15 protein-coding genes, 1 other RNA gene and 1 pseudogene are annotated in these 19,799 nt (G+C 60.3%); 6 read left to right on the top strand and 11 right to left on the bottom strand.

The genetic code is table 11. The features are described from left to right. Nucleotide 1 precedes the first annotated feature (1 nt). From L904_RS26425 to L904_RS26385, 9 genes and pseudogenes are all read right to left on the bottom strand, one after another. Nucleotides 2-1,642, bottom strand: coding sequence for an acyl-CoA synthetase (locus tag L904_RS26425; RefSeq protein WP_020812233.1), 1,641 nt, complete (start codon nucleotides 1,640-1,642; stop codon nucleotides 2-4). Further along, nucleotides 1,639-2,808 carry an acetyl-CoA acetyltransferase gene (locus tag L904_RS26420; protein WP_020812232.1) on the bottom strand — a complete coding sequence of 390 codons (1,170 nt, stop codon included), beginning with the start codon at nucleotides 2,806-2,808 and terminating at the stop codon, nucleotides 1,639-1,641. The genes L904_RS26425 and L904_RS26420 overlap by 4 nt, the downstream gene beginning before the upstream one ends. Further along, nucleotides 2,805-3,662: an IclR family transcriptional regulator gene (locus L904_RS26415; RefSeq protein ID WP_020812231.1), complete on the bottom strand. Its 858-nt coding sequence runs from the start codon at nucleotides 3,660-3,662 to the stop codon at nucleotides 2,805-2,807. Before L904_RS26415 ends, L904_RS26420 begins: the two co-directional genes overlap by 4 nt. Before the next feature lies 1 nt (nucleotide 3,663). Then, the gene (locus L904_RS26410) at nucleotides 3,664-4,467 is read right to left on the bottom strand and encodes an SDR family NAD(P)-dependent oxidoreductase (protein WP_035260111.1); all 804 of its coding nucleotides are present in this window, start codon (nucleotides 4,465-4,467) and stop codon (nucleotides 3,664-3,666) included. A 76-nt stretch (nucleotides 4,468-4,543) separates the two neighbouring features. Continuing rightward, on the bottom strand, nucleotides 4,544-5,554 hold the full coding sequence (locus L904_RS26405; RefSeq protein ID WP_003520342.1) for a TRAP transporter substrate-binding protein: 1,011 nt from the start codon (nucleotides 5,552-5,554) through the stop codon (nucleotides 4,544-4,546). A 66-nt stretch (nucleotides 5,555-5,620) separates the two neighbouring features. Next, complete coding sequence (locus L904_RS26400) at nucleotides 5,621-7,498, bottom strand: TRAP transporter large permease subunit (RefSeq protein ID WP_020812229.1); 1,878 nt, start codon at nucleotides 7,496-7,498, stop codon at nucleotides 5,621-5,623. A gap of 681 nt (nucleotides 7,499-8,179) precedes the next feature. Further along, nucleotides 8,180-9,205, bottom strand: coding sequence for a class I fructose-bisphosphate aldolase (locus L904_RS26395; protein ID WP_003523197.1), 1,026 nt, complete (start codon nucleotides 9,203-9,205; stop codon nucleotides 8,180-8,182). A gap of 191 nt (nucleotides 9,206-9,396) precedes the next feature. After that, nucleotides 9,397-10,599, bottom strand: coding sequence for a phosphoglycerate kinase (gene pgk, locus L904_RS26390; protein WP_020812228.1), 1,203 nt, complete (start codon nucleotides 10,597-10,599; stop codon nucleotides 9,397-9,399). 67 nt (nucleotides 10,600-10,666) lie between these two features. After that, nucleotides 10,667-12,531, bottom strand: a pseudogene (locus tag L904_RS26385) (potassium/proton antiporter). 409 nt (nucleotides 12,532-12,940) lie between these two features. On the opposite strand from L904_RS26385, the gene L904_RS26380 reads away from it, so the two are divergent. Beyond that, nucleotides 12,941-13,183 carry a hypothetical protein gene (locus tag L904_RS26380; RefSeq protein ID WP_020812226.1) on the top strand — a complete coding sequence of 81 codons (243 nt, stop codon included), beginning with the start codon at nucleotides 12,941-12,943 and terminating at the stop codon, nucleotides 13,181-13,183. Nucleotides 13,184-13,377: 194 nt separating this feature from the next. Here the strand turns inward: L904_RS26380 and gap are convergent, their stop codons facing one another. Beyond that, nucleotides 13,378-14,388: a type I glyceraldehyde-3-phosphate dehydrogenase gene (gene gap / locus L904_RS26375; RefSeq protein ID WP_003506200.1), complete on the bottom strand. Its 1,011-nt coding sequence runs from the start codon at nucleotides 14,386-14,388 to the stop codon at nucleotides 13,378-13,380. A gap of 62 nt (nucleotides 14,389-14,450) precedes the next feature. Continuing rightward, on the bottom strand, nucleotides 14,451-16,433 hold the full coding sequence (gene tkt / locus L904_RS26370) for a transketolase (protein WP_020812225.1): 1,983 nt from the start codon (nucleotides 16,431-16,433) through the stop codon (nucleotides 14,451-14,453). 325 nt (nucleotides 16,434-16,758) lie between these two features. Between tkt and L904_RS26365 the strand changes: the two genes are divergently transcribed. From L904_RS26365 to L904_RS26345, 5 genes are all read left to right on the top strand, one after another. Beyond that, a complete protein-coding gene (locus L904_RS26365) occupies nucleotides 16,759-17,031 on the top strand; it encodes a DUF4164 domain-containing protein (RefSeq protein WP_035263131.1) in 273 nt (90 codons plus the stop codon). Nucleotides 17,032-17,041: 10 nt separating this feature from the next. Continuing rightward, nucleotides 17,042-17,419 carry a cell division protein ZapA gene (locus tag L904_RS26360; protein ID WP_003523207.1) on the top strand — a complete coding sequence of 126 codons (378 nt, stop codon included), beginning with the start codon at nucleotides 17,042-17,044 and terminating at the stop codon, nucleotides 17,417-17,419. 79 nt (nucleotides 17,420-17,498) lie between these two features. Then, a non-coding RNA gene (ssrS, locus tag L904_RS26355) (6S RNA) lies at nucleotides 17,499-17,657 on the top strand. A 230-nt stretch (nucleotides 17,658-17,887) separates the two neighbouring features. Beyond that, on the top strand, nucleotides 17,888-19,150 hold the full coding sequence (locus L904_RS26350; protein ID WP_020812224.1) for a hemolysin family protein: 1,263 nt from the start codon (nucleotides 17,888-17,890) through the stop codon (nucleotides 19,148-19,150). Then, nucleotides 19,150-19,767 (top strand): 5-formyltetrahydrofolate cyclo-ligase, encoded by a 618-nt coding sequence (locus L904_RS26345; RefSeq protein WP_020812223.1) that lies wholly within the window; start codon nucleotides 19,150-19,152, stop codon nucleotides 19,765-19,767. Before L904_RS26350 ends, L904_RS26345 begins: the two co-directional genes overlap by 1 nt. The last annotated feature ends 32 nt before the right edge of the window (nucleotides 19,768-19,799 follow it).

Here is a 19,799-nt window from a genome sequence, read left to right as displayed (position 1 = left end):
TTCAGCCGGTCAGTTTTTCCTCGAAAACCGGCATCTGGCCGCGCTTTTCCAGCTCCTCGCGGATCATCTTCTTGGTGATCTTGCCATAGGCGGATTTCGGCATGGCATCCCAAAACACAACGGCTTTCGGCAACTTGTAGCGGGCCATCTTACCGTCGAGATAGGCTTTCAGGTCGATGCCGGCGATATCCGCGCCCTCCCGCGCCACGCAGACGGCGACGCCGACCTCGCCCCAAACCGCATCCGGCACGCCCAGAACCGCTGTCTCGCTGATATCCGGGTGCATGAGGATTTTCTCCTCGATCTCACGCGGATAGATGTTCGAGCCGCCGGAAATATACATGTCGGAGGCGCGGCCGGTGATGTAGACGAAACCGTTCTCGTCGCGGTGACCAAGATCGCCGGTGCGGAACCAGCCGTTGCGGAAGGCTTTGGCATTGGCATCGGGATTATCGTAATAACCCGCGAAAACAGCAGGACCGATCACGCAGATCTCGCCGGTTTCACCGGCCTGAAGCTCCTCGCCCGCATCGTTCTGGATTTGCACTTCCATGCCGGTGCGATCGAAGCCGCAGGTGCCGATCCGCGCCTCCGGGCCGTCCTCGGCGGCGTGGAAGGAAGGCGGCAGCACGGTGATGTTGCCGGTCACTTCGCCGAGGCCGAAATATTGCACCAGCACCGGGCCGAGCTTGGCGAGCGCCCGTTTCTGATCGGCGCGATACATGGGCGCACCGGCATAGATGACGTAGCGCAGCGAGGAATGATCGAAACGATCCACGGAAGGGTCTTCGATCAGCATTTTCAGAATGGTCGGCACGGTAAAGGCATTGGTGATGCGCCATTTCTCGATCAGCGCCCACACCGCAGGCACATCGAGTTTTTCCGCAGCCGGAAGCACCGTTTTTGCCCCATGCGCCACCTGCACCAGCTGGTGAATACCCGCGCCATGCGAAAGCGGCGCAACGACGATGGAAGCGTCGCCTGGTCCGGTGCCGGGCATCAGATCGCAAAGATGGTTGGTGATGACGAAAGCCATCTGGCCATGGGTCAGCACCGCCGCCTTGGGCCGACCGGTGGTGCCGGAGGTGAAGAAGAACCAGCAGGGATCGTCCCGATCCACCGCCTGGCTTTTGACTTTCTGGCCCAGATGACGGGCCACGATGGTATCGTAGTCCTCGCCGAATTCGGCCGTGCCGATGGCGACGGTGAAATCGATCGCGGTCGCTTCCCGGCTGGCCCTTGCATGCTCGGGAAAAGCGCTCGCGCAGATCATGCCGCGTGCGCCGCTGGCTTTCGCCAGATAGGCCACCTCATCGGGCGACTGGCGATAATTGGTCGGCACCCACACCGCGCCTACGCGGAAGCAGGCGAACATGGATTCGAACATCTGGTTGTTGTTGGAAGACTGCACCAGAATGCGGTCACCTTTCCTGACGCCGAATTCCGTTACCAGCGCCTGCGCCATGGCATCGACGCGGGCGTCCATTTCAGCCCATGTCCAGGTCTTCTCACCCCATACGAAGCCGATGTCGGCGGGGTTGCGGCGCGCTGCCTGGGTCAGGAAATGCGAGAGATTCATCACCCGCGTGGTGGAAGGCGCAACTCCGCCGGGAGGATGCTGCACGGCGCTTTGTATCGTCATTTCACGCGCTCCATGATCGAGACATAGTTGGCAACCGCAGTTCCCCCCATGTTGAAAACACCGGCGAGCGAGGCGCCGGGGATCTGCATGTCGCCCGCTTCACCCATCAATTGCATCGCCGCCATGACATGCATGGAGACCCCGGTTGCTCCGACCGGATGCCCCTTGGATTTCAGCCCGCCGGAGGGGTTGATCGGCAGGCGACCGGTTTTCAGGGCCGTGCCTTCGCGCACCACCCGATGACCTTCACCGGGCTTTGCCAATCCCATGGCCTCATATTCGATGAGTTCGGCAATGGTGAAGCAATCATGGGTTTCGACGAAGGAGAGGTCGTCGAGCGTCGCCCCGGCGAGTTCCAGCGAACCTGCCCAGGCGCGGCGCGCGCCCTCGAAGGCCAGCGGATCGCGGCGGCTGAGCGCCAGAATGTCATTGACATGCTTGCGGCCCCTGAAACCGATGGCCCGGTTGAGTGTCGCTGCAGTTTCCTCATCGGCCAGAATGATGGCGGCGGCGCCATCGGAAATCAGCGAGCAGTCGGTGCGGCGCAACGGGCCTGCGACGTATGGGTTCTTCTCCGATACCGTGTTGCAGAAATCGAAGCCGAAATCCTTGCGCATATGGGCATAGGGATTGACCGCGCCATTGGCGTGGTTCTTGGCGGCGATCATCGCCAGTTCTTCCGAGCGATCGCCATAGCGCTGGAAATAGGCCTGTGCTATGCGTCCGAACTGGCCGGCAAAGCCGCCGGAAATATCGGCTTCCTCAGCACGGTAGCAGGCGGATAGCAGGATTTCACCCACCTCGGCGGTTGGCAGCGCCGTCATTTTTTCGGCGCCGACAACGAGCGCGATGCGTCCACGCCCGGCCTCGATGAAATCCATGGCGCTGTAAAGGGCGGCCGATCCCGTCGAGCAGGCATTCTCGAAACGCACGGCGGGCGTATAGGCGAGGCGCTCATCGCCCATGGCCACCAGCGCGCCCTGGAAATCCTGTTTCGAGAAACCGTTATTCATCACGCCGACGAAAATGCCGTCTATATCGCCGACATCGACGCCGGCATGATCGATGGCCGGCGCCACGACCGAAGCCATCAGTTGCTCGGTATTTTCAAGGGCCGATTTGCCGAAAGGCGAATGCGCCCAGCCGACGATCTGCGCTTTGCTCATTTGCTCGTTCTCCTTGTTTGCCGTTTCGCGTCGCCTTCGCCGCGCGTGCGGGCGCGGCTGGCCATCATTTCCGCAATGCGTGTCTCGATGCGGGTCACTTCCTCGCGCAGCACCGCCGCCAGTTCCGGCTGGCGCTCCGGCCGCATGCGGCTGTCGACGGCGGCAATGCTCAACGCCCCCGCCACCGCGCCATCCGGTGTTCGGATGGCAACGCCGATACCCCAGGAATTCGAGAGGATCAGACCCGGATTGAGCGAATAACCATTGGTTCGCGTCAATTCGACATCGCGGCGCAGTCCATCCAGCGTGATGCCGGGATAGTTCGCGGCAATCAGCCCGCTATTGGCGGCAATGACGCTTTCCACCTCGGCATCGGGCAGCGCCGCCAGCATGGCGAGCGATCCCGCGCCAATACCCAGCGGGTGCTCGAAACCGGCCTGAAGCGCGTGGGTGCGCACCGGCCAGGTGCCTTCTTCGCGATAGAGGCACAGTGCAAACGTATCGCGACGCACGGAAAGGAAGCTCGAATCTTCTGTGCGGCGGGAAATGCGCGTCAGACTGTCCTGGGCCATCTGCAGCAAGCCGAAACGGCGCGATGACAGGCTGCCCAGCACATAGGCTTCCTCGCCCAGATAATAACGGCGCGTTTCCTCATCCTGCTCCACCAGGCCTGCGCGGATCAGCGCCAGCAGCAGGCGGCGGGCCGTGGGCTTGTTCAGCCCGCTTTCGGTGACGATGACCGAAAGCGCCACACCGCGTTCGGCATGACGCCCCACCATCGATAGAAGCCCCAGCGCCCGGTCTACCGCGCGCGCGCCTGTCAGGTCGTTTTCCGTCGGGATCATCGTGGCCATATCAGGAAAACGCTCCCACCGCACAGCTTTGCCCGCCATCGACCGGCAGGCAGATGCCGGTGATGAACTTGGCTTCATCGGATGCCAGAAAGACTGCCGCGCGGGCGATATCGAAGGCATCGCCCATGCGGCCGACCGGGACCGCGGCATTGCGCGCTGCCACCATATCCTCGACGGAGGCATATTGATTGCTGATCTGCTTGTAGATCAGCGGCGTGTCGATCATTCCGGGCAGAACGCAATTGGCGCGAATGCCCTGGCGGGCATATTGCATGGCCAGCGCCACGGTTGCCTGGTTTACGGCGGCTTTCATGGCGTAATAGGCAAAATAGGGATAGCCGGTCCAGCGAATGGAGGCGAGCGAGGAGATGTTGACGATGGCCCCGCCGCCCTGCACCAGCATCACCGGCAGCACCGCCTTGGCGGTGCGATAAACGGAGCCGATATTGAGATCGACCGAGGCTCGAAAACGTTCCTCGTCCAGCTCGACCGGGCCGCCCATATGGGTCGCGCCGACATTGTTGTGCAGGATATCGATGCCGCCGAAGACCTCGCAGGTCCGCGCAACCGTGGCCGATACGGAATCGAGTTCCGTGACATCGGCAGCAATCGCAATCGCCTCGAAACCTTCGCCGCGAATGATCTGCGCGGTTTCCTCGGCCGCATCAGCGGAGAGGTCGACACAGGCCACGCGTGCGCCTTCGCGGGCAAATTGCACGGCCGCAGCCTTGCCATTGCCGAAACCCGGACCAGATGATCCTGCGCCAAAAACAATGGCGCGTTTTCCCGTCAGGCGACCTGTCAAAACAGTCTCCATTACAATCGTCAGAAATAGTCGGGTCGGCCCCGCCTGATGCGGGGCCAGTTATTCAGCGGACCGATCAGGTCAGGCTGGCGCCAACGGCCTTTTCGAGAATGGCCCAGGCTTCATCGCCATATTTGCCCTTCCATTCGGAATAGAAACCGGCTTCCTTGAGGGTTGCACGGAAGAGTGAGGCGTCGGTATCGTTGAAGGTCATGCCCTTGGCAATCAGGTCTTCCTTCACCGAGGCATTGAGTTTCGCCACATCGGCCCGCTCGTCCTTGCCGGCCTGATTGAGGTTTTTGGCAACGATGGCGCGCAGGTCATCCGGCAGGCGCTCCCAGGCGCGCTTGTTCGCCAGGAACCAGAAGCCGTCCCACATATGGTTGGTGACCGAGCAGAATTTCTGCACTTCGAACAGCTTGGCGGTGGAAATGATCGCCAGCGGGTTTTCCTGGCCATCGACAACGCCGGTCTGCAAGGCGGTGTAGACTTCAGCGAAATTGATCGAGGCAGGGGCCGACTTGAAGGCCTTGAACATCGAGGTCCAGAGCGGGCTTACCGGCACGCGGATCTTGAAGCTTTCGAGATCGGCCGGCGTGGCGATGGGCTTCGAAGCGCTGGTGATCTGGCGGAAACCGTTATCCCAGATGGTGTCCATGGCAACGAGGTTCTGCTTGGCGATTTCGCCGCGCACATATTTGCCGAGATCGCCATCCATGGCCGCCCAAACCGAATCGTAGTTCGGGAAGGCGAAGCCGATGCCGCTGATGGATGCATTCGGCACCAGCGTCGACAGGATCAGTGGCGAAAGCGTAAAGAATTCAACGCCGCCCGAGCGTACCTGACTCAACACATCGGTATCGGCACCCAACTGGCTGCTGGGGAAGATGTTGATATTCACCTGGCCGTCGGTTTCCTTGGCGATACGGTCAGCCGCTTCCTTGGCGCGGATGTTCATGGGGTGCGCGGCAGGCAGGTTGTTGGCATATTTATAATTGAATTGCGCAGCGCGGGCGCGCGACACAAAAGCGGTGGCAAGAACGGCAGAACCGGCGCCGGCCAACACGGTACGTCTGTTGATATTCATTGCTTTCTCCTCCCAAAATAAAAGCATGTGTCATTCATCGGCGTGGCGGGTGGACCCGCCACGGTCTCAGAGCAGAATTGTCGAGAAGCCCGGAATTGCCGCAATCAGCAGCAGACCTATGACCATGGCTGCGAGATAGGGCCAGATGGCGCCCATGGCCTCATCAGGCGAAACATTGCCTATCTTGCAGGCGATATAGAAACCGATGCCGATGGGCGGCGCCATCAGGCCGATATTCATGGCGACCACCACCACCATCGAATAATGGATGTCGTTGATGCCAAGCGTGCGGGCAATGGGGAACATGATCGGTGCGAGCAATACGATTGCCGGCAGGCCTTCCAGCACGCAGCCGAGGATCATGAAAATCAGGATCGACACGACCATATAGGTCATCCAGCCGCCCGGCAGATCGGTGATCATCGCGGTCAACTGAAAGGCAAAGCCGCTCTGCGTCAACCCCCAGGCCATGGCCGAGGCGCAGCCGAGGATCAGCAGGATCGCCCCGGAAAGGGCGGCCGTCTCCACCAGCATGGAATAGAGCTTTTTGAGGCTGATACCGCCATAAAGCACCGCACCGATAATCATCGCATAGAGCACGGCAATGGTGGAAACCTCGGTTGCCGTCGCCACGCCGCCGCCGACGAGGCTGCGGATGAGGAAGGGCAGAACCAGCGCCGGTGCTGCAATCAGGGCCGCCTTGCCGACCAGCGGCCACGGGGTGCGTTTTGCGCCTTCCATGTTTTCATGCCGCGCCTTCCAGCGGGCCAGAACGGCCAGCACCAGAAGCAGCACCATGGCGATCATGAAGCCGGAAGTGAACAGGCCGGCAATCGACACGCCCGCCGCCGAACCGAGAACGATCAGCACGATGGAGGGCGGAACCGTATCGGCCATAGCGGCGCCGGTGGCGAGCAGCGCAATCATTTCCTTGGGTTTGTGGCCACGGCGCTTCATTTCCGGAAACAGCGCCGGTGCAACCGTCGCCATATCCGAAACCTTGGAGCCGGAAATACCCGAGACCAGAAATAGCGAGCCCAGCAGCACATAGGACATGCCGGCGCGAATATGGCCGAACATCGAGGATAGCAGTTCGACAATCGCCTTGCCCATGCCGGTGGCATCGAGCACACAGCCCAGCAGCACGAAAACCGGAACCGACAGCAGAATGATGCCCGACATGCCCTCGTCAATGCGTCCGATCATCACGATGGTCGGAACCCAGGTGGTAAAGGTCAGGTAGGCGAGGGTTCCAAGGCCGAAACAGAAGGCAATCGGTACGCCCAGCACCAGAAACACCGCCACGAACAGGCCGAGGAAGATCGCCAGATTGAAATTGCCGAAAGTTTCGAGCGTCGGCGATGCCAGATAGAGCAGGCCGGAGGCGACCGCGACGGTGACAACGGCTGCGATGATGTCCCGCAGATTTTCTCTGCGGAAGAGGTTGTTGAGGACCAGCAGCAGCATTAGACAGGCGCCAACCGGCAGCGCCGCGGCGCGGAAGGACATCGGAATATTCAGCGCCGCCGAGGTGACGACCCATTCCTCGATGGCATATTCTATCGCCGGCTTGATAATCGCCGCAAGAAATGTCGCCACCAGCACCAAAGCGAGCGAATTGACATAGCCCAGAATACGCTGCGGAAACATGTTGAGAAACAGCGTCAGGCGCAGGTGTTCGCTGCGATCGATGGCAATTGCCGCACCCAGCATGGCAAACCAAAGGAAGCTCAACGACGCCGTTTCATCGATCCAGACGATTGGCAAATGCAGGGCATAGCGCGATGTCACGCCCAGCAGAAGCAGGCCGATCATCACCGCCAGCAGCACCGCCGCCACGGCCTCGATGGGTCGCATGAACCACGAGCCTGTTACCGGCCCGGTATGCAAAAGCTCTCCATCGAGTACAAATACGTCGTCATTCGCGTTTGCGGTCATGGTCATCGGGGCCTCCTCTCCCACAGAACAACCTTCGCAACGGACTGCGGCAGACAAAGAGAATTATCCGCGCCGAGGCCAATATCATGACCGACGCATCAGGATATATCTGTCATTGCCAGACCGGCCAGACCCCTCCAAAAGCCTGAAACTAGCGGTATATTGCCTCCACAATATGGACCGTTAAAAAACTATGCATTCGGGATACACAGGAAAAGTGCCAAAATCAACTGTATAAATGCAGTATTGCGCGGTTTTCATCGCATGTTTATAGGTCCACATAGTGGATCTACTGTAATTGATTGAAATTTATCTGTGATGTAACGAGCGCGCAGCAATTTCCGGGGCTTTTCGGAAGCCCGTCGAGACGAAAGCGCTTATGATGCCGGGCGATCCGGATGGTCTGGCGCTATGCGCTGGAGAAGTCGGGGAGGGCATCCACAGTCTATTGCGGCAATGACGGTCATAAAGTCGTCAGGTCGCACGACTTGAGCGGATAAGGCTGCCCATGGTGGACATGCTTCCACGCAGGTAGCGATGCACAATCAAAACGGTTGAGAATTATCAGTCAGGTAAAATGAAAGACGATTGGTCCGGGTGACGGAATACGGATGATGATCTTGCTTTATCAAACGAAGCAGCCGCCCGTTGGGGCGGCTGCTGTTTATCTGATGTTCTCTGTGAGGCTCAGGCTGCCTTTTCGAGTTCCTGTTTCCAGTTGCCCTTGGCGGCGAGGCTGTTCATCGCGGCGCGGTGCGTGAAGGCGCGCTGGCCGGCGGCGACGTTTTCCTGCTTGCCGCCCCATGTCTTGAGGGCCGTATCCTGAAGCGCGCGGCCGTAGGAATAGGTCAGCGACCAGGGCAGGTCGTAGCCGGCATTCATGGCGGAGAGATGGGCGGTCGCCTCTTCGGAGGACTGGCCGCCGGAAAGGAAGGCGATGCCCGGAACGGCGGAAGGCACGGTCGCCTTCAGAACCTTCACGGTCTTTTCGGCCACTTCCTCGACGGAAGCCTTGCGGGCCTTCTTGCCGTCGATGATCATGTTCGGCTTGAGGATCATGCCTTCAAGGTTCACGCGGGCGTCGAACAGGTCCGCAAAGACGGTCTGGAGAACCCACTGCGTGACTTCCGCACAGCGGTCGATGTCATGCGTGCCCGGCTCGCCGTCCATCAGCACTTCCGGCTCCACGATCGGCACGATATCCGCCTGCTGGCAGAGGGCGGCGTAACGGGCGAGCGACTGGGAGTTTGCCTTGATCGAACCCCAGCTCGGACGCTGTTCACCAATGGTGATGACGCCGCGCCATTTGGCGAAACGGGCACCGGCCTCATGATACTTGCGCAGGCGCTCGTAAAGACCGTCGAGGCCTTCGGTGATGAATTCATGCGGATGGAAAGCCATCGGCTTGGCGCCGATATCCACCTTGATACCCGGCAGGCTGCCAGCGGCCTTGATGATATCAACGAAAGGCGTGCCGTCGGCGGCCTTCTGGAAAAGGGTCTCTTCATAAAGGATGACGCCGGAGATGTATTTCTTCATGGCGTCGTCGGAACGGAACAGCATCTCGCGATAATCGCGGCGGGCGGTCTCGGTGGACTCCAGATTGATGCTGTCGAAACGCTTTTTGATCGTTCCTGTGGATTCGTCGGCGGCGAGCAGGCCCTTGCCGTCGGCGACCATTTTGATTGCGATGTCTTCGAGACGTTCGGTCATTTGCTATTCTCCCAAGGCACAATAAATTTCCGATAACAGAAGTTCCAGGGCAGGGAAATGGCACGCTAACTCATTGAAACGATTGAAATGATTTCAATCGTTTGAAAGTTTTCCTCCCGGTGCCGCTTACCAAAAAGCAAGGCCGGACAAGCATGGCTTGTCCGGCCTCGTGTCAGGCAAGTAGGGTGAGTTTACTTGGCGGCGGTCAGGATGGCAACGCCCGGCAATTCCTTGCCTTCCATCCATTCGAGGAAGGCGCCGCCGGCCGTCGAAACATAGGAGAAATCCTCGGAAACGCCGGCATGGTTGAGCGCGGCAACGGTATCGCCGCCGCCAGCGACGGAGACGAGCTTGCCGGCCTTGGTGCATTCCGCCGCGTGTTTTGCAGCGGCAACGGTCGCCGCGTCGAAGGGCTCGATTTCGAAGGCGCCGAGCGGGCCGTTCCAGACCAGCGTTTCGGCGCGGGAAATCCAGGCCTTGATGCTTTCAACCGATTTTGGGCCGACATCGAGAACCATGGCATCAGTGGGAATGGCGTTGATGTCGACGATTTCATTGGCGGCACCGGCCTTGAATTCGCGAGCGACAACGCCGTCCTCCGGCAGCACGATGGCGCAGCCGGATGTCGCAGCCTCGATCATGATCTGCTTTGCGGTCTCGGCGAGATCATGCTCGCACAGCGATTTGCCGACCTGCGCGCCGCGGGCGGCGAGGAAGGTGTTGGCCATGCCGCCGCCGATGACGAGGGCGTCGACCTTCTTGACGAGGTTCATCAGCAGATCGATCTTGCTCGAAACCTTGGCGCCGCCAACGATGGCGACGACCGGACGAACTGGCTGGCCGAGGCCCTTTTCCAGGGCCTCAAGCTCGGCCTGCATGGTGCGGCCGGCATAGGCGGGCAGGTGGCGTGCAAGGCCTTCGGTGGAAGCGTGGGCGCGGTGGGCGGCGGAGAAGGCGTCGTTCACATAGATATCGCCATTGGCAGCCAGAGCTTCGACGAAGGCCGGATCGTTCTTTTCTTCGCCCTTGTGGAAACGGGTGTTTTCCAGAAGCAGGATATCGCCATCGTTCAGGTTCGCGACGGCATCCGCCGCCGGTGCGCCGATGCAGTCGGCTGCGAAGGAAACGGCGTGATCGAGCACTTCCTCGACGGCAGGCACGATCTGGGAAAGCGACATGTCGGCCACCGGTTCACCCTTCGGACGGCCGAAATGGGCAAGCAGAATGACTTTCGCGCCCTTGGAGGACAGTTCCAGAATGGTCGGCGCAACGCGTTCGATACGGGTTGCGTCCGTCACCTTGCCATCTGCGACCGGCACGTTGAGATCAACGCGGACGAGAACGCGCTTTCCGGCAATGTCGTTGAGGTCGTCGAGGGTCTTGAAAGCGGGCATAGGTCGATCCTGATTTGTTGCGAGTTCGGCACGGACCATACTATGCCTGATTGACGACGCAAGCCGGTCAGGCCTCATTTTCTCTTACTGTATTCGCAGCGGCGGGGGCGCCTTCTTCAACGCTGGCGGCGCGCGGCTGGCGCTTCTCTGCCAGATGGTTGCGCACACGATTGAGGATTTCCGAAAAGCTGATGAAGATCGGCAGGCTGGTGGCCGGTTCCACCGGTTCGAGGGAGATGCCCACACCGGTTATCGCCTCGTGTTCGTCCAATGTGCGGACGATCAGCACGATGGAGCCGAGGCGCACGCGGTCGGCATAATCGGCCTTTCCGGCAAGACGGGCCTCGATGAGTTCTGCGACGCTCATCGCCTGTTCGGCGGGCGAAAGCAGGCCGGGGCCATAGGCTGCGTCCAGCTCCTTTGCCGGACGGGTGGGCGAGATCGCGAAGGTGCCGAAGAAATCGGCGTCGTCATCGGCAACCGGCAGGGCGCTCGCAAACAGCCGGTCGATAAGGCGGGAATAGCCGGGCGCGATGAAGAGATAGACGAGATCGTTCTCCCGCAGCCGCCCGGCATATTGATAGCGGATCGATTTGCCGTCGCGCACCACCAGCGAGGGCATGGCCCAGCGCGGAATGCGCTCGCCCTGCATGATGGCGCTACCCTTGGCGACCCGGTAGGAGATCAGTTCGTGATTGGCGGTGCCGGGAAGGTCCACCTCCAGCTTGTCCACTTCGCCCATGCGCGGCGGCACGATCAGCCCGAGCCTTGTTGCCACCGGCTTGATGGTCCAGCCCTGCACGAGGAGCGACACCAGCACGTGATGAAGGCGGCGTTGAAATAGATCTGCGCATCGTCAAGTCCGCCGAGAATGGGCATGATGGCGAGCAGGATGGAAACCGCGCCGCGCAGGCCCACCCAGGCGACGAAGGAGGTTTCCTGCTGGGTATAGTTGAAGGGCATCAGGCTCAGCCAGACCGCAAGCGGGCGGGCGACGAAGATCAGGAAAAGCGCGAGCAGCACGGCCGGAATGGCGATTGCCGGAAATTGCGACGGGGTGGCCAGAAGGCCGAGCATCAGGAACATGATGATCTGGGCAAGCCAGGTCAGCCCCTCATGGAAACGGCGGATGGTTTCCTTGGCGAAAATCCGCCGGTTGCCGGCAACGATGCCAGCCACATAGACCGCCAGAAAACCGCTGCCGCCAATTGTGCCGGTGAAGGAAAAGACCAGCAGCGCCAGCGCCAGCACGAAGATTGGCGCAAGCCCGCGGTCGGCGGCGAACCGATTGACGACGGTGGCGATCATGACGCCGCCGAGCAGGCCGAAAATCACGCCAAGGCCCATCTGCTCGATGAAAAGCAGCAGAAAGCCGCTATCGATGCCGGCCAGCCCCTGGCCCTTGGCGATGATTTCGACCAGGGCGATGGTGAGGAAGATCGCCATCGGATCGTTGGTACCGGATTCGACTTCCAGCGTCGAACGCACCTGATCGCGGATATGGATGCCGCCGATGCGCAGCAGGAAGAACACGGCCGCCGCATCCGTGGAAGCGACGATGGCGCCAAGCAGCAGGCCCTCAAGCCACGAAAGCCCGAGCAGCAGGGCCGCCGCGCCCGCAAAAAAGACGGATGTGAGGATGACGCCGACTGTAGCGAGAGCGACGGCGGGTGCCGCCGAAAGCCGGAAGGACTGGATGGACGTGCCGAACCCGGAATCGAAGAGGATGACGGCAAGCACCAGCGAGCCGAGCATATAGGCCAGCGGATTGTTGGTGAATTCGATACCGAGGCCATCCACACCAGCCACAAGGCCGATCATCAGGAAAAGCAGGAGGAGCGGCGCGCCGAAGCGGAAGGCGATGAGGCTGGAAAAGGCGGCGACGAGAACGAGAACAGTTGCGACCAGCAACAGAAGATAAAATGATTCCACGTCCACCGCCTCATTCAAACCGCGTTGACCGCTGCAATGAATGCTCTGCGCGTCTGCAGTCAATGCGCCACGGGTTGCGGTCTGTCAGCGCTGTTTCGGGTGGCGTTGAAAGGCGACGCAAGGCGGGGTGTATCGAATGATACGGCAGGGCCGAAGTGCATTGCGCACGACCGTTAACCCTGTGTTTCTTGTCCGTCCCAAAGTGGACCAGACAAAGGCAGGAAATGGGAATTTTTTCGGCGTGCAGGGAAAACATGCAAGGCCTGGAGAAGCGGCGCATAGCCTGCACAAACAATTCAGCCGCCGGTGTTTCAACGTAACATAGAGACAATGCAGCTGCGTTAGTTCTCGCCTCCGAATTGCTTTTCCCCATGATCGGAGCGATCGGATGAAACGGATATCTACCTTTATGATGCTGCTGGCGGCCGGCCCGATAGTTTCGGGTTGCTCGAGTACGGAGCAGACGGCAGAAAACATGGCCGCGCAACGGGAGCGCTGTCGCGTCTTCGGCTATTACGAAGGCTCGCGGGATTTCGCCGACTGCATGATGAAACTTTCCATGCAGCAAAGCGAATTGAGGCAACAGACTTTCGATACGATCTGGAGCAGTGCCGGCAATTCCGGTCCGGTCATTATCAACAATAGAAAATGACGAATGCGCGCACCTCTTCCGGCTGGTTGAGGGACGGCTTGCATCGTCGCTTGGCCAGTGACGGTTTTCGATCCGAAGCGCCCCGCCTTGCTTCTGGATCAATGCCGGCGGGATCCCTCATTCCCGCCGGCATTTTTAGGCAAACAAAAACCGGCAGGATCGCTCCTGCCGGTTTTTACGAAAGTGATATTTGCTTAGATGGTCTTCGCGAAGGCGACGGCCGTGTCCGACATGCGGTTGGAGAAGCCCCACTCGTTGTCGTACCAGGACAGAACGCGCACGAACTTGCCTTCCATGACCTTGGTCTGGTCGATAGCGAAGATCGAGGAATGGCTGTCGTGGTTGAAGTCGCGGGAAACCAGCGGCTCCTCGGTATAGCCGAGAATGCCCTTCAGCTTGCCATTGGCGGCAGACTTGATCGCCTCGTTGATTTCCTCGACCGTCGTGTCGCGCTTGGCGATGAACTTGAAGTCGACGACCGAAACGTTCGGGGTCGGAACGCGGATCGAGGTGCCGTCCAGCTTGCCCTTGAGGTGCGGCAGAACGAGGCCAACGGCCTTGGCGGCGCCCGTCGAGGTCGGGATCATGGAAAGGGCTGCGGCGCGGGCGCGGTACAGATCCTTGTGCATGGTGTCGAGCGTCGGCTGGTCGCCCGTGTAGGAGTGGATCGTGGTCATGAAGCCATGGTCGATGCCAACGACGTCATCGAGAACCTTCACGACTGGCACGAGGCAGTTGGTGGTGCAGGACGCGTTGGAAATGACCAGATGGTCCTTCGTCAGCTGGTCGTCATTGACGCCGAAGACGACCGTGAGGTCTGCGCCGTCAGCCGGAGCAGACACGATGACGCGCTTTGCGCCGGCCGTCAGGTGTGCTGCGGCCTTGTCGCGGGCGGTGAAGATACCCGTGCATTCCAGCGCGATGTCGACGCCGAGTTCCTTGTGCGGCAGCGTTGCCGGATCGCGAACGGCCGTAACCTTGATCGGCTTGCCGCCGCCAACGATGATCGTGTCGCCTTCGACCTTCACATCGGCCGGGAACTTGCCGTGAATCGAATCGTAGCGCAGCAGGTGGGCGTTGGTCTCCACCGGGCCGAGGTCGTTGATGGCAACGACTTCGATATCGGTGCGGCCGGATTCGACGATGGCGCGCAGGACGTTGCGGCCGATGCGGCCGAAGCCGTTAATGGCAACTTTTACAGTCATTTACAGTCTCCCGAACAAGAATGGGCGTGGTCTTTGCTGAATGGTGAGGGCCTGGGAAGCCCTCACGCAAGTTTTGCCTCGACTGCGGCGACGACGGCTTCCGCCGTGATGCCGAAGTGCTTGAAGAGATCCTTCGCCGGCGCGGACGCTCCAAAGGAGTGCATGCCGACGAAAGCACCGTCGTTACCGATGAAATAATCCCAGCCCTGGCGGATGGCGGCTTCGACCGCGATCTTGACCGGAGCCTTGCCGATGATGGCGTTGCGATAGGTTTCCGGCTGTTCCTTGAAAAGCTCGAAGCAGGGGACGGAAACGACACGGACGGAAACGCCGTTGTCCTTCAACGTTGCGGCGGCCTTCAGCGCCACTTCGACTTCCGAACCAGATGCGAAGATCGAAACCTTGGCGTCGCTGGCGGAGACGAGTTCGTAAGCGCCGTAAGCAGACAGGTTCTTCTCTTCATATTCCTTGCGCGAGGGCGCAAGGTTCTGGCGGGTAAGGGCCAGCGCGGAAGGACGATGCTTCTGCTCGAGAGCCAGCTGCCAGCATTCCGCCGTCTCGGTTTCATCCGCCGGGCGGAAGACGAGCAGGTTCGGAATGGCGCGCAGGGCTGCGATCTGCTCCACCGGCTGATGGGTCGGGCCGTCTTCGCCGACGCCAATGGAATCATGCGTCAGAACGTGGACGACACGGATGCCCATGAGCGCTGCAAGGCGGATCGAGGGACGGCAATAATCCGAGAAGATCAGGAAGCCGCCGGCATAGGGAATGAGACCGCCATGGAGCGCGATGCCGTTCATCGCCGCCGCCATACCGTGCTCGCGGATGCCGTAATGCAGGTAACGGCCGGAGAAGTCCGTCGGCGTGATGGACTTCATCTGGCTGGTCTTGGTGTTGTTGGATGGCGTCAGGTCAGCCGAACCGCCGATCATTTCCGGCAGGACGCCGTTGATGACTTCGAGCGAATCTTCCGAGGCCTTGCGGGTGGCGACGGTCGGGTTGTTCTCGATGATCTTCTTCTTGAAGGCATCGATGGCGCTGTCGAAATTGCCGGGCAGGTCGCCGGCGAAGCGGCGCTTGAATTCGGCCTTCTTGCCGGCTTCAGCGGCTTCAAGGCGGGCTTCCCAGTCCTGGCGGGTCTTGGTGGAGCGCAGGCCGGCAAGACGCCATGCATCGAGCACGTCTTCCGGAACGACGAAGGCTTCGGCTTCCCAGTTCAGGTGCTTGCGGGTGGCGGCGATTTCTTCGGCGCCGAGCGGGTTGCCGTGAACCTTGTGGGTGCCCTGCTTGTTGGGCGCGCCGAAACCGATGACGGTCTTGCAGGCGATGAAGGTCGGGCGGTCGGATTTCTGCGCGGCTTCGATGGCGGCTGCAATCGCGTCCGGATCGTGGCCGTCGACGCGGATGGTGTTCCAGTGAACGGCCTGGAAGCGGGCGATCTGGTCGGTGCTGTCGGAGAGGCCGACTTCGCCGTCGATGGTGATGTTGTTGTCATCCCAGAACAGAACGAGCTTGTTGAGCTTCAGGTGGCCGGCAAGCGCGATGGCTTCGTGGCTGATGCCTTCCATGAGGCAGCCGTCGCCGCAAAGCACATAGGTGAAGTGGCTCTGCAGGTCGGAACCGAACTCCTCTTCCAGCTTGCGCTCAGCGATTGCCATGCCGACGGCGTTCGCGATGCCCTGGCCGAGCGGGCCGGTCGTCGTTTCGATGCCGGTCGCGTGGCCGTATTCGGGGTGGCCGGCGGTCTTGGAACCGAACTGACGGAAACGCTTGATCTCGTCGATCGTCATGTCCTCGTAGCCCGTCAAATAAAGCAGCGAGTAAAGAAGCATCGAGCCATGACCTGCTGACAGCACGAAGCGGTCGCGATCCGCCCAGAGCGGCGCCTTGGGATCGAATTTCAGGTAACGGGTGAAGAGAACGGTGGCGACATCAGCGGCGCCCATCGGCAGACCGGGATGGCCGGAATTGGCCTTCTCCACTGCATCCATGGCAAGAAATCGGATCGCATTTGCCATCCGGTTGTGTTTGTCGCGAGAAATCATGGCTTTTCCGTCTGTTTCCGGGTGAAAGGAGATAGTTTTACGCAACTATCCAAAAAGCGGGTTGATCCATAGCAGGTGAGGCCGGCAAGTCAATAAATCCACGGGCGTTTGCGGTTCGCTGAAGGAGAAAAAATCGTTTAGAAAATCGGGCATCCTGACAAAATCCGTGCGATAGGCGCTGCCGCCTCTTCGTTCATCCACAGAGCAAAACGTCTCAATGCACTGGTTTGATTGACGGGATGGTAAATCGGGTAATAACCTCGTGATTGTTGAAAAGGCCTGAAACCGGACGATTCGGCCGGTGGCGTGCGAGTTGGAAAAAACGATGTCGGCTGACAAGACCGTACAATCTGCGCTGACGGAGCTGAATGCTGCCATCACAAATCTCGAAAATGCCATCGATATGCGTATCGAGCGGCAAAGGGAGACGGGCGAGATCGATAACGAGGTCAAGCGGGTCCATGTCGACCGCGCAAGGCTCGCGCACGAGTTGGATCAGGCCGAGTTTCGCGCCAATCGTCTTGAAGAAGTCAATCGCGAGGTTTCCCGCCGGCTGGTGACGGCGATGGAGACGATCCGCGCGGTGCTGGATCGATAGGAGCGGGCTCATGGCGCAAGTCACAGTTATGATCGACGGCAAGGCCTATCGCATGGCGTGCGAGGCGGGGCAGGAAGACCATCTGACTGATCTCGCAACGAGGTTCGACCGGTATGTCGGGCACCTCAAGAGCCAGTTCGGTGAAATCGGCGATCTTCGCCTGACCGTCATGGCGGGCATCATGGTGATGGACGAGCTTTCCGAACTCAATCGCAAGATCGAGAAGCTGGAAGGTGAGGTCGCATCCCTTTCCCGCAACCGCGACGGCATGGCCGAGCACCGGGCGAAATCGGACGAGATGGTGGCGCTCGCCATCGGCGATCTGGCCGACCGCCTGAACGGGATCACCGAAAAACTGCTGGCGCGGCCGAAGCCCGCCGCGCATTGATGGCCTGAACGGTTCTGAGGCGGCAAAATTTCGCGCGCTGCCCTCTGGCGGTTTTCTCCGATCCGTCCTATATCTTCTATGCGTTCTGCGCTTCCCGACAGGAACCACAATCCCTGGGGCCATACTCGATCCAAAGGGAGCTGTCCCTGGCCAGTCCCGTGGGGCTGGACACACGGTGCCCACCTACTTTTGTAGGCGCCCAGGATCGTAAATCTCCATCGGTCGCCGTGGATCGCGCTTGAAGTTTCGGATCAACCTCCGGGGCTTTCCTGTATCCTTGATATATTCGACAGTCATTTTTCATAACTGCCGGACGCGGCTTTTTTATATTGCCGTCATTGCAATGGCGGAACAATTCCCTATTATCCGGATTGGTATGTCTGTCATGCCCTTTAAAAAAGGGCGCTGCGGTCAAAACCGCGACGTGCCGTTCAACAGCCCAAAGAGCTAAACTTGTTTACTGAAATTATGATCGTGGTCCTGCTCACCGTATTGAACGGTGTGCTTGCCATGTCCGAGCTTGCCGTTGTCTCCTCCAGACCGGCGAGGCTCAAAGTGCTTGCCACACAAGGCAGCAAGGGCGCCACAATGGCGCTCAGCCTTTCCGAAAATCCCGGACGCTTTCTTTCCACGGTGCAGATCGGCATCACGCTGGTCGGCGTCCTTTCCGGCGCTTTTTCCGGCGCCACGCTCGGTGCCCGCTTTACGGCGTGGCTTCTGGAGCAGGGCGTTCCCGACCGTGCCGCCGATGCGCTCGGCGTCGGCTCGGTGGTCGTCGCCATCACCTATCTGTCGCTGATCGTCGGCGAGTTGGTGCCCAAGCAGATTGCGCTGCGTGATCCCGAAAAGGTCGCCGCCCGCGTCGCCCCCACCATGATGCTGCTGTCCAAGGTCGGCGCGCCGCTGGTGTGGCTGCTCGACCGGTCGGGCAAGGCCGTTCTGGCGCTTCTCGGCCATAGCGGTGAATCCAACGCGTCGGTCACCGACGATGAAATCCGCACGGTTCTGGCCGAAGCCCACAGTGCTGGCGTGATCGAGACCGAGGAATCGGCGATGATCACCAGCGTCATGCGCCTTGCCGACCGCAATGCGCGCGGCCTGATGACGCCGCGACGCGATGTGGAAGTGGTCGATATCGAAGACAGCGCCGAAGAAATCCGCGAGCAGCTTCGACAGACGCAGCGTTCGCGCCTGCCGGTGCGCAACGGCGCCTCGGATGAAATTCTCGGCGTGCTTTTCGCCAAGGACGCTTTCGATGCGCTCGCTTCCGGCAAGGAACTCAACATTCGCGAGCTTCTGCGGGAAGTGCCGGTCGTATCGGATCTGACGAGCGCGGTGGATGTCATCCAGTCGCTGCGTCGCTCCACCGTCCATATGGTGCTGGTTTACGACGAATACGGCCATTTCGAAGGCATCATCAGTTCCGGCGACGTGCTGGAAGCCATCACCGGCGCGTTCCAGGAAGATGATGACGAGGAGCCGGCCATGGTCGAGCGCGAGGACGGTTCGTTCCTCGTCGCCGGCTGGATGCCCGCCGACGAGTTCGCCTATCGCATGGGTTTCCAGATCGACGAGGATGCCGAGTTCGAAACCGTTGCCGGTCTGGTTCTGGACGAGTTCCGCCGCCTGCCGGAACTGGGCGAGCATGTCACCCGCAATGGTTGGCGTTTCGAGGTTATCGATCTCGATGGCCATCGTATCGACAAGGTTCTCGTGAGCCGGGCCGCCTGATGCCCGGTGACGTTGCCGAAAAAGCAAGGCTGCGCGGCGAAAGGCTCGCCGCGCGCGATGCGCTGACGCTGGCGGAGCGCCAGCAGAAGAGCCAGTCCATAACGGCCCATGGCGCCTCCGGCATCCCCTTTGCACCGGGCACCGTAATTTCCGGCTTTATGCCGATCCGCTCCGAGGCCGATACCCGGCCGCTGATGGAAGCGTTGCGGACAAGGGGCGGGCGTCTCGTCCTGCCCGTTGTGCTGGATCGTGAAACCATTGTCTTCCGCGCCTTTGAAACGGATACGCCGCTGGTGAAGACCGGCTTCGGCACGACCGGGCCGGGCGAGGATGCGGAGGTTCTCGATCCGGATATTCTGCTCGTGCCTCTTTCCGTCTTCGATGGCAAAGGTCAGCGGGTCGGTTATGGCGCGGGCCATTATGACCGCGCCATTGCGCGATTGCATGGCAAAGGTCGGTTTCCCATTCTCATCGGCGTCGCCTTTGACTGTCAGGAAGTGCCGTCGGTACCGGCAGAACCCCACGATGTGCCGCTTCATGCCATTTTGACGGAGAGCGGCCTGCGCTGGTTTTCCGGCCAGCCGTTGATGTCTGATAATGGGCAAACGGCGCTTTAGCACTTTTTAAAAGACGGATTACCCGCTAGAGG

It is taken from the genome of Agrobacterium sp. LY4, from assembly GCF_001526585.1.
GTDB classification, from domain to species: Bacteria; Pseudomonadota; Alphaproteobacteria; order Rhizobiales; family Rhizobiaceae; genus Agrobacterium; species Agrobacterium leguminum.
This window is presented reverse-complemented; position numbering and strand designations above follow the sequence as displayed.

What these genes read in the sequence shown, in the direction of transcription:
- L904_RS26415 (WP_020812231.1), bottom strand. Translation starts at nt 3,662, where the DNA reads ATGGCCACGATGATCCCGACGGAAAACGACCTGACAGGCGCGCGCGCG.
- L904_RS26350 (WP_020812224.1), top strand. Translation starts at nt 17,888, where the DNA reads ATGATCGTGGTCCTGCTCACCGTATTGAACGGTGTGCTTGCCATGTCC.
- L904_RS26425 (WP_020812233.1), bottom strand. Translation starts at nt 1,642, where the DNA reads ATGACGATACAAAGCGCCGTGCAGCATCCTCCCGGCGGAGTTGCGCCT.
- tkt (WP_020812225.1), bottom strand. Translation starts at nt 16,433, where the DNA reads ATGATTTCTCGCGACAAACACAACCGGATGGCAAATGCGATCCGATTT.
- L904_RS26345 (WP_020812223.1), top strand. Translation starts at nt 19,150, where the DNA reads ATGCCCGGTGACGTTGCCGAAAAAGCAAGGCTGCGCGGCGAAAGGCTC.
- L904_RS26395 (WP_003523197.1), bottom strand. Translation starts at nt 9,205, where the DNA reads ATGACCGAACGTCTCGAAGACATCGCAATCAAAATGGTCGCCGACGGC.
- L904_RS26405 (WP_003520342.1), bottom strand. Translation starts at nt 5,554, where the DNA reads ATGAATATCAACAGACGTACCGTGTTGGCCGGCGCCGGTTCTGCCGTT.
- L904_RS26420 (WP_020812232.1), bottom strand. Translation starts at nt 2,808, where the DNA reads ATGAGCAAAGCGCAGATCGTCGGCTGGGCGCATTCGCCTTTCGGCAAA.
- gap (WP_003506200.1), bottom strand. Translation starts at nt 14,388, where the DNA reads ATGACTGTAAAAGTTGCCATTAACGGCTTCGGCCGCATCGGCCGCAAC.
- L904_RS26365 (WP_035263131.1), top strand. Translation starts at nt 16,759, where the DNA reads ATGTCGGCTGACAAGACCGTACAATCTGCGCTGACGGAGCTGAATGCT.
- L904_RS26400 (WP_020812229.1), bottom strand. Translation starts at nt 7,498, where the DNA reads ATGACCATGACCGCAAACGCGAATGACGACGTATTTGTACTCGATGGA.
- L904_RS26380 (WP_020812226.1), top strand. Translation starts at nt 12,941, where the DNA reads ATGATGCTGCTGGCGGCCGGCCCGATAGTTTCGGGTTGCTCGAGTACG.
- pgk (WP_020812228.1), bottom strand. Translation starts at nt 10,599, where the DNA reads ATGCCCGCTTTCAAGACCCTCGACGACCTCAACGACATTGCCGGAAAG.
- L904_RS26360 (WP_003523207.1), top strand. Translation starts at nt 17,042, where the DNA reads ATGGCGCAAGTCACAGTTATGATCGACGGCAAGGCCTATCGCATGGCG.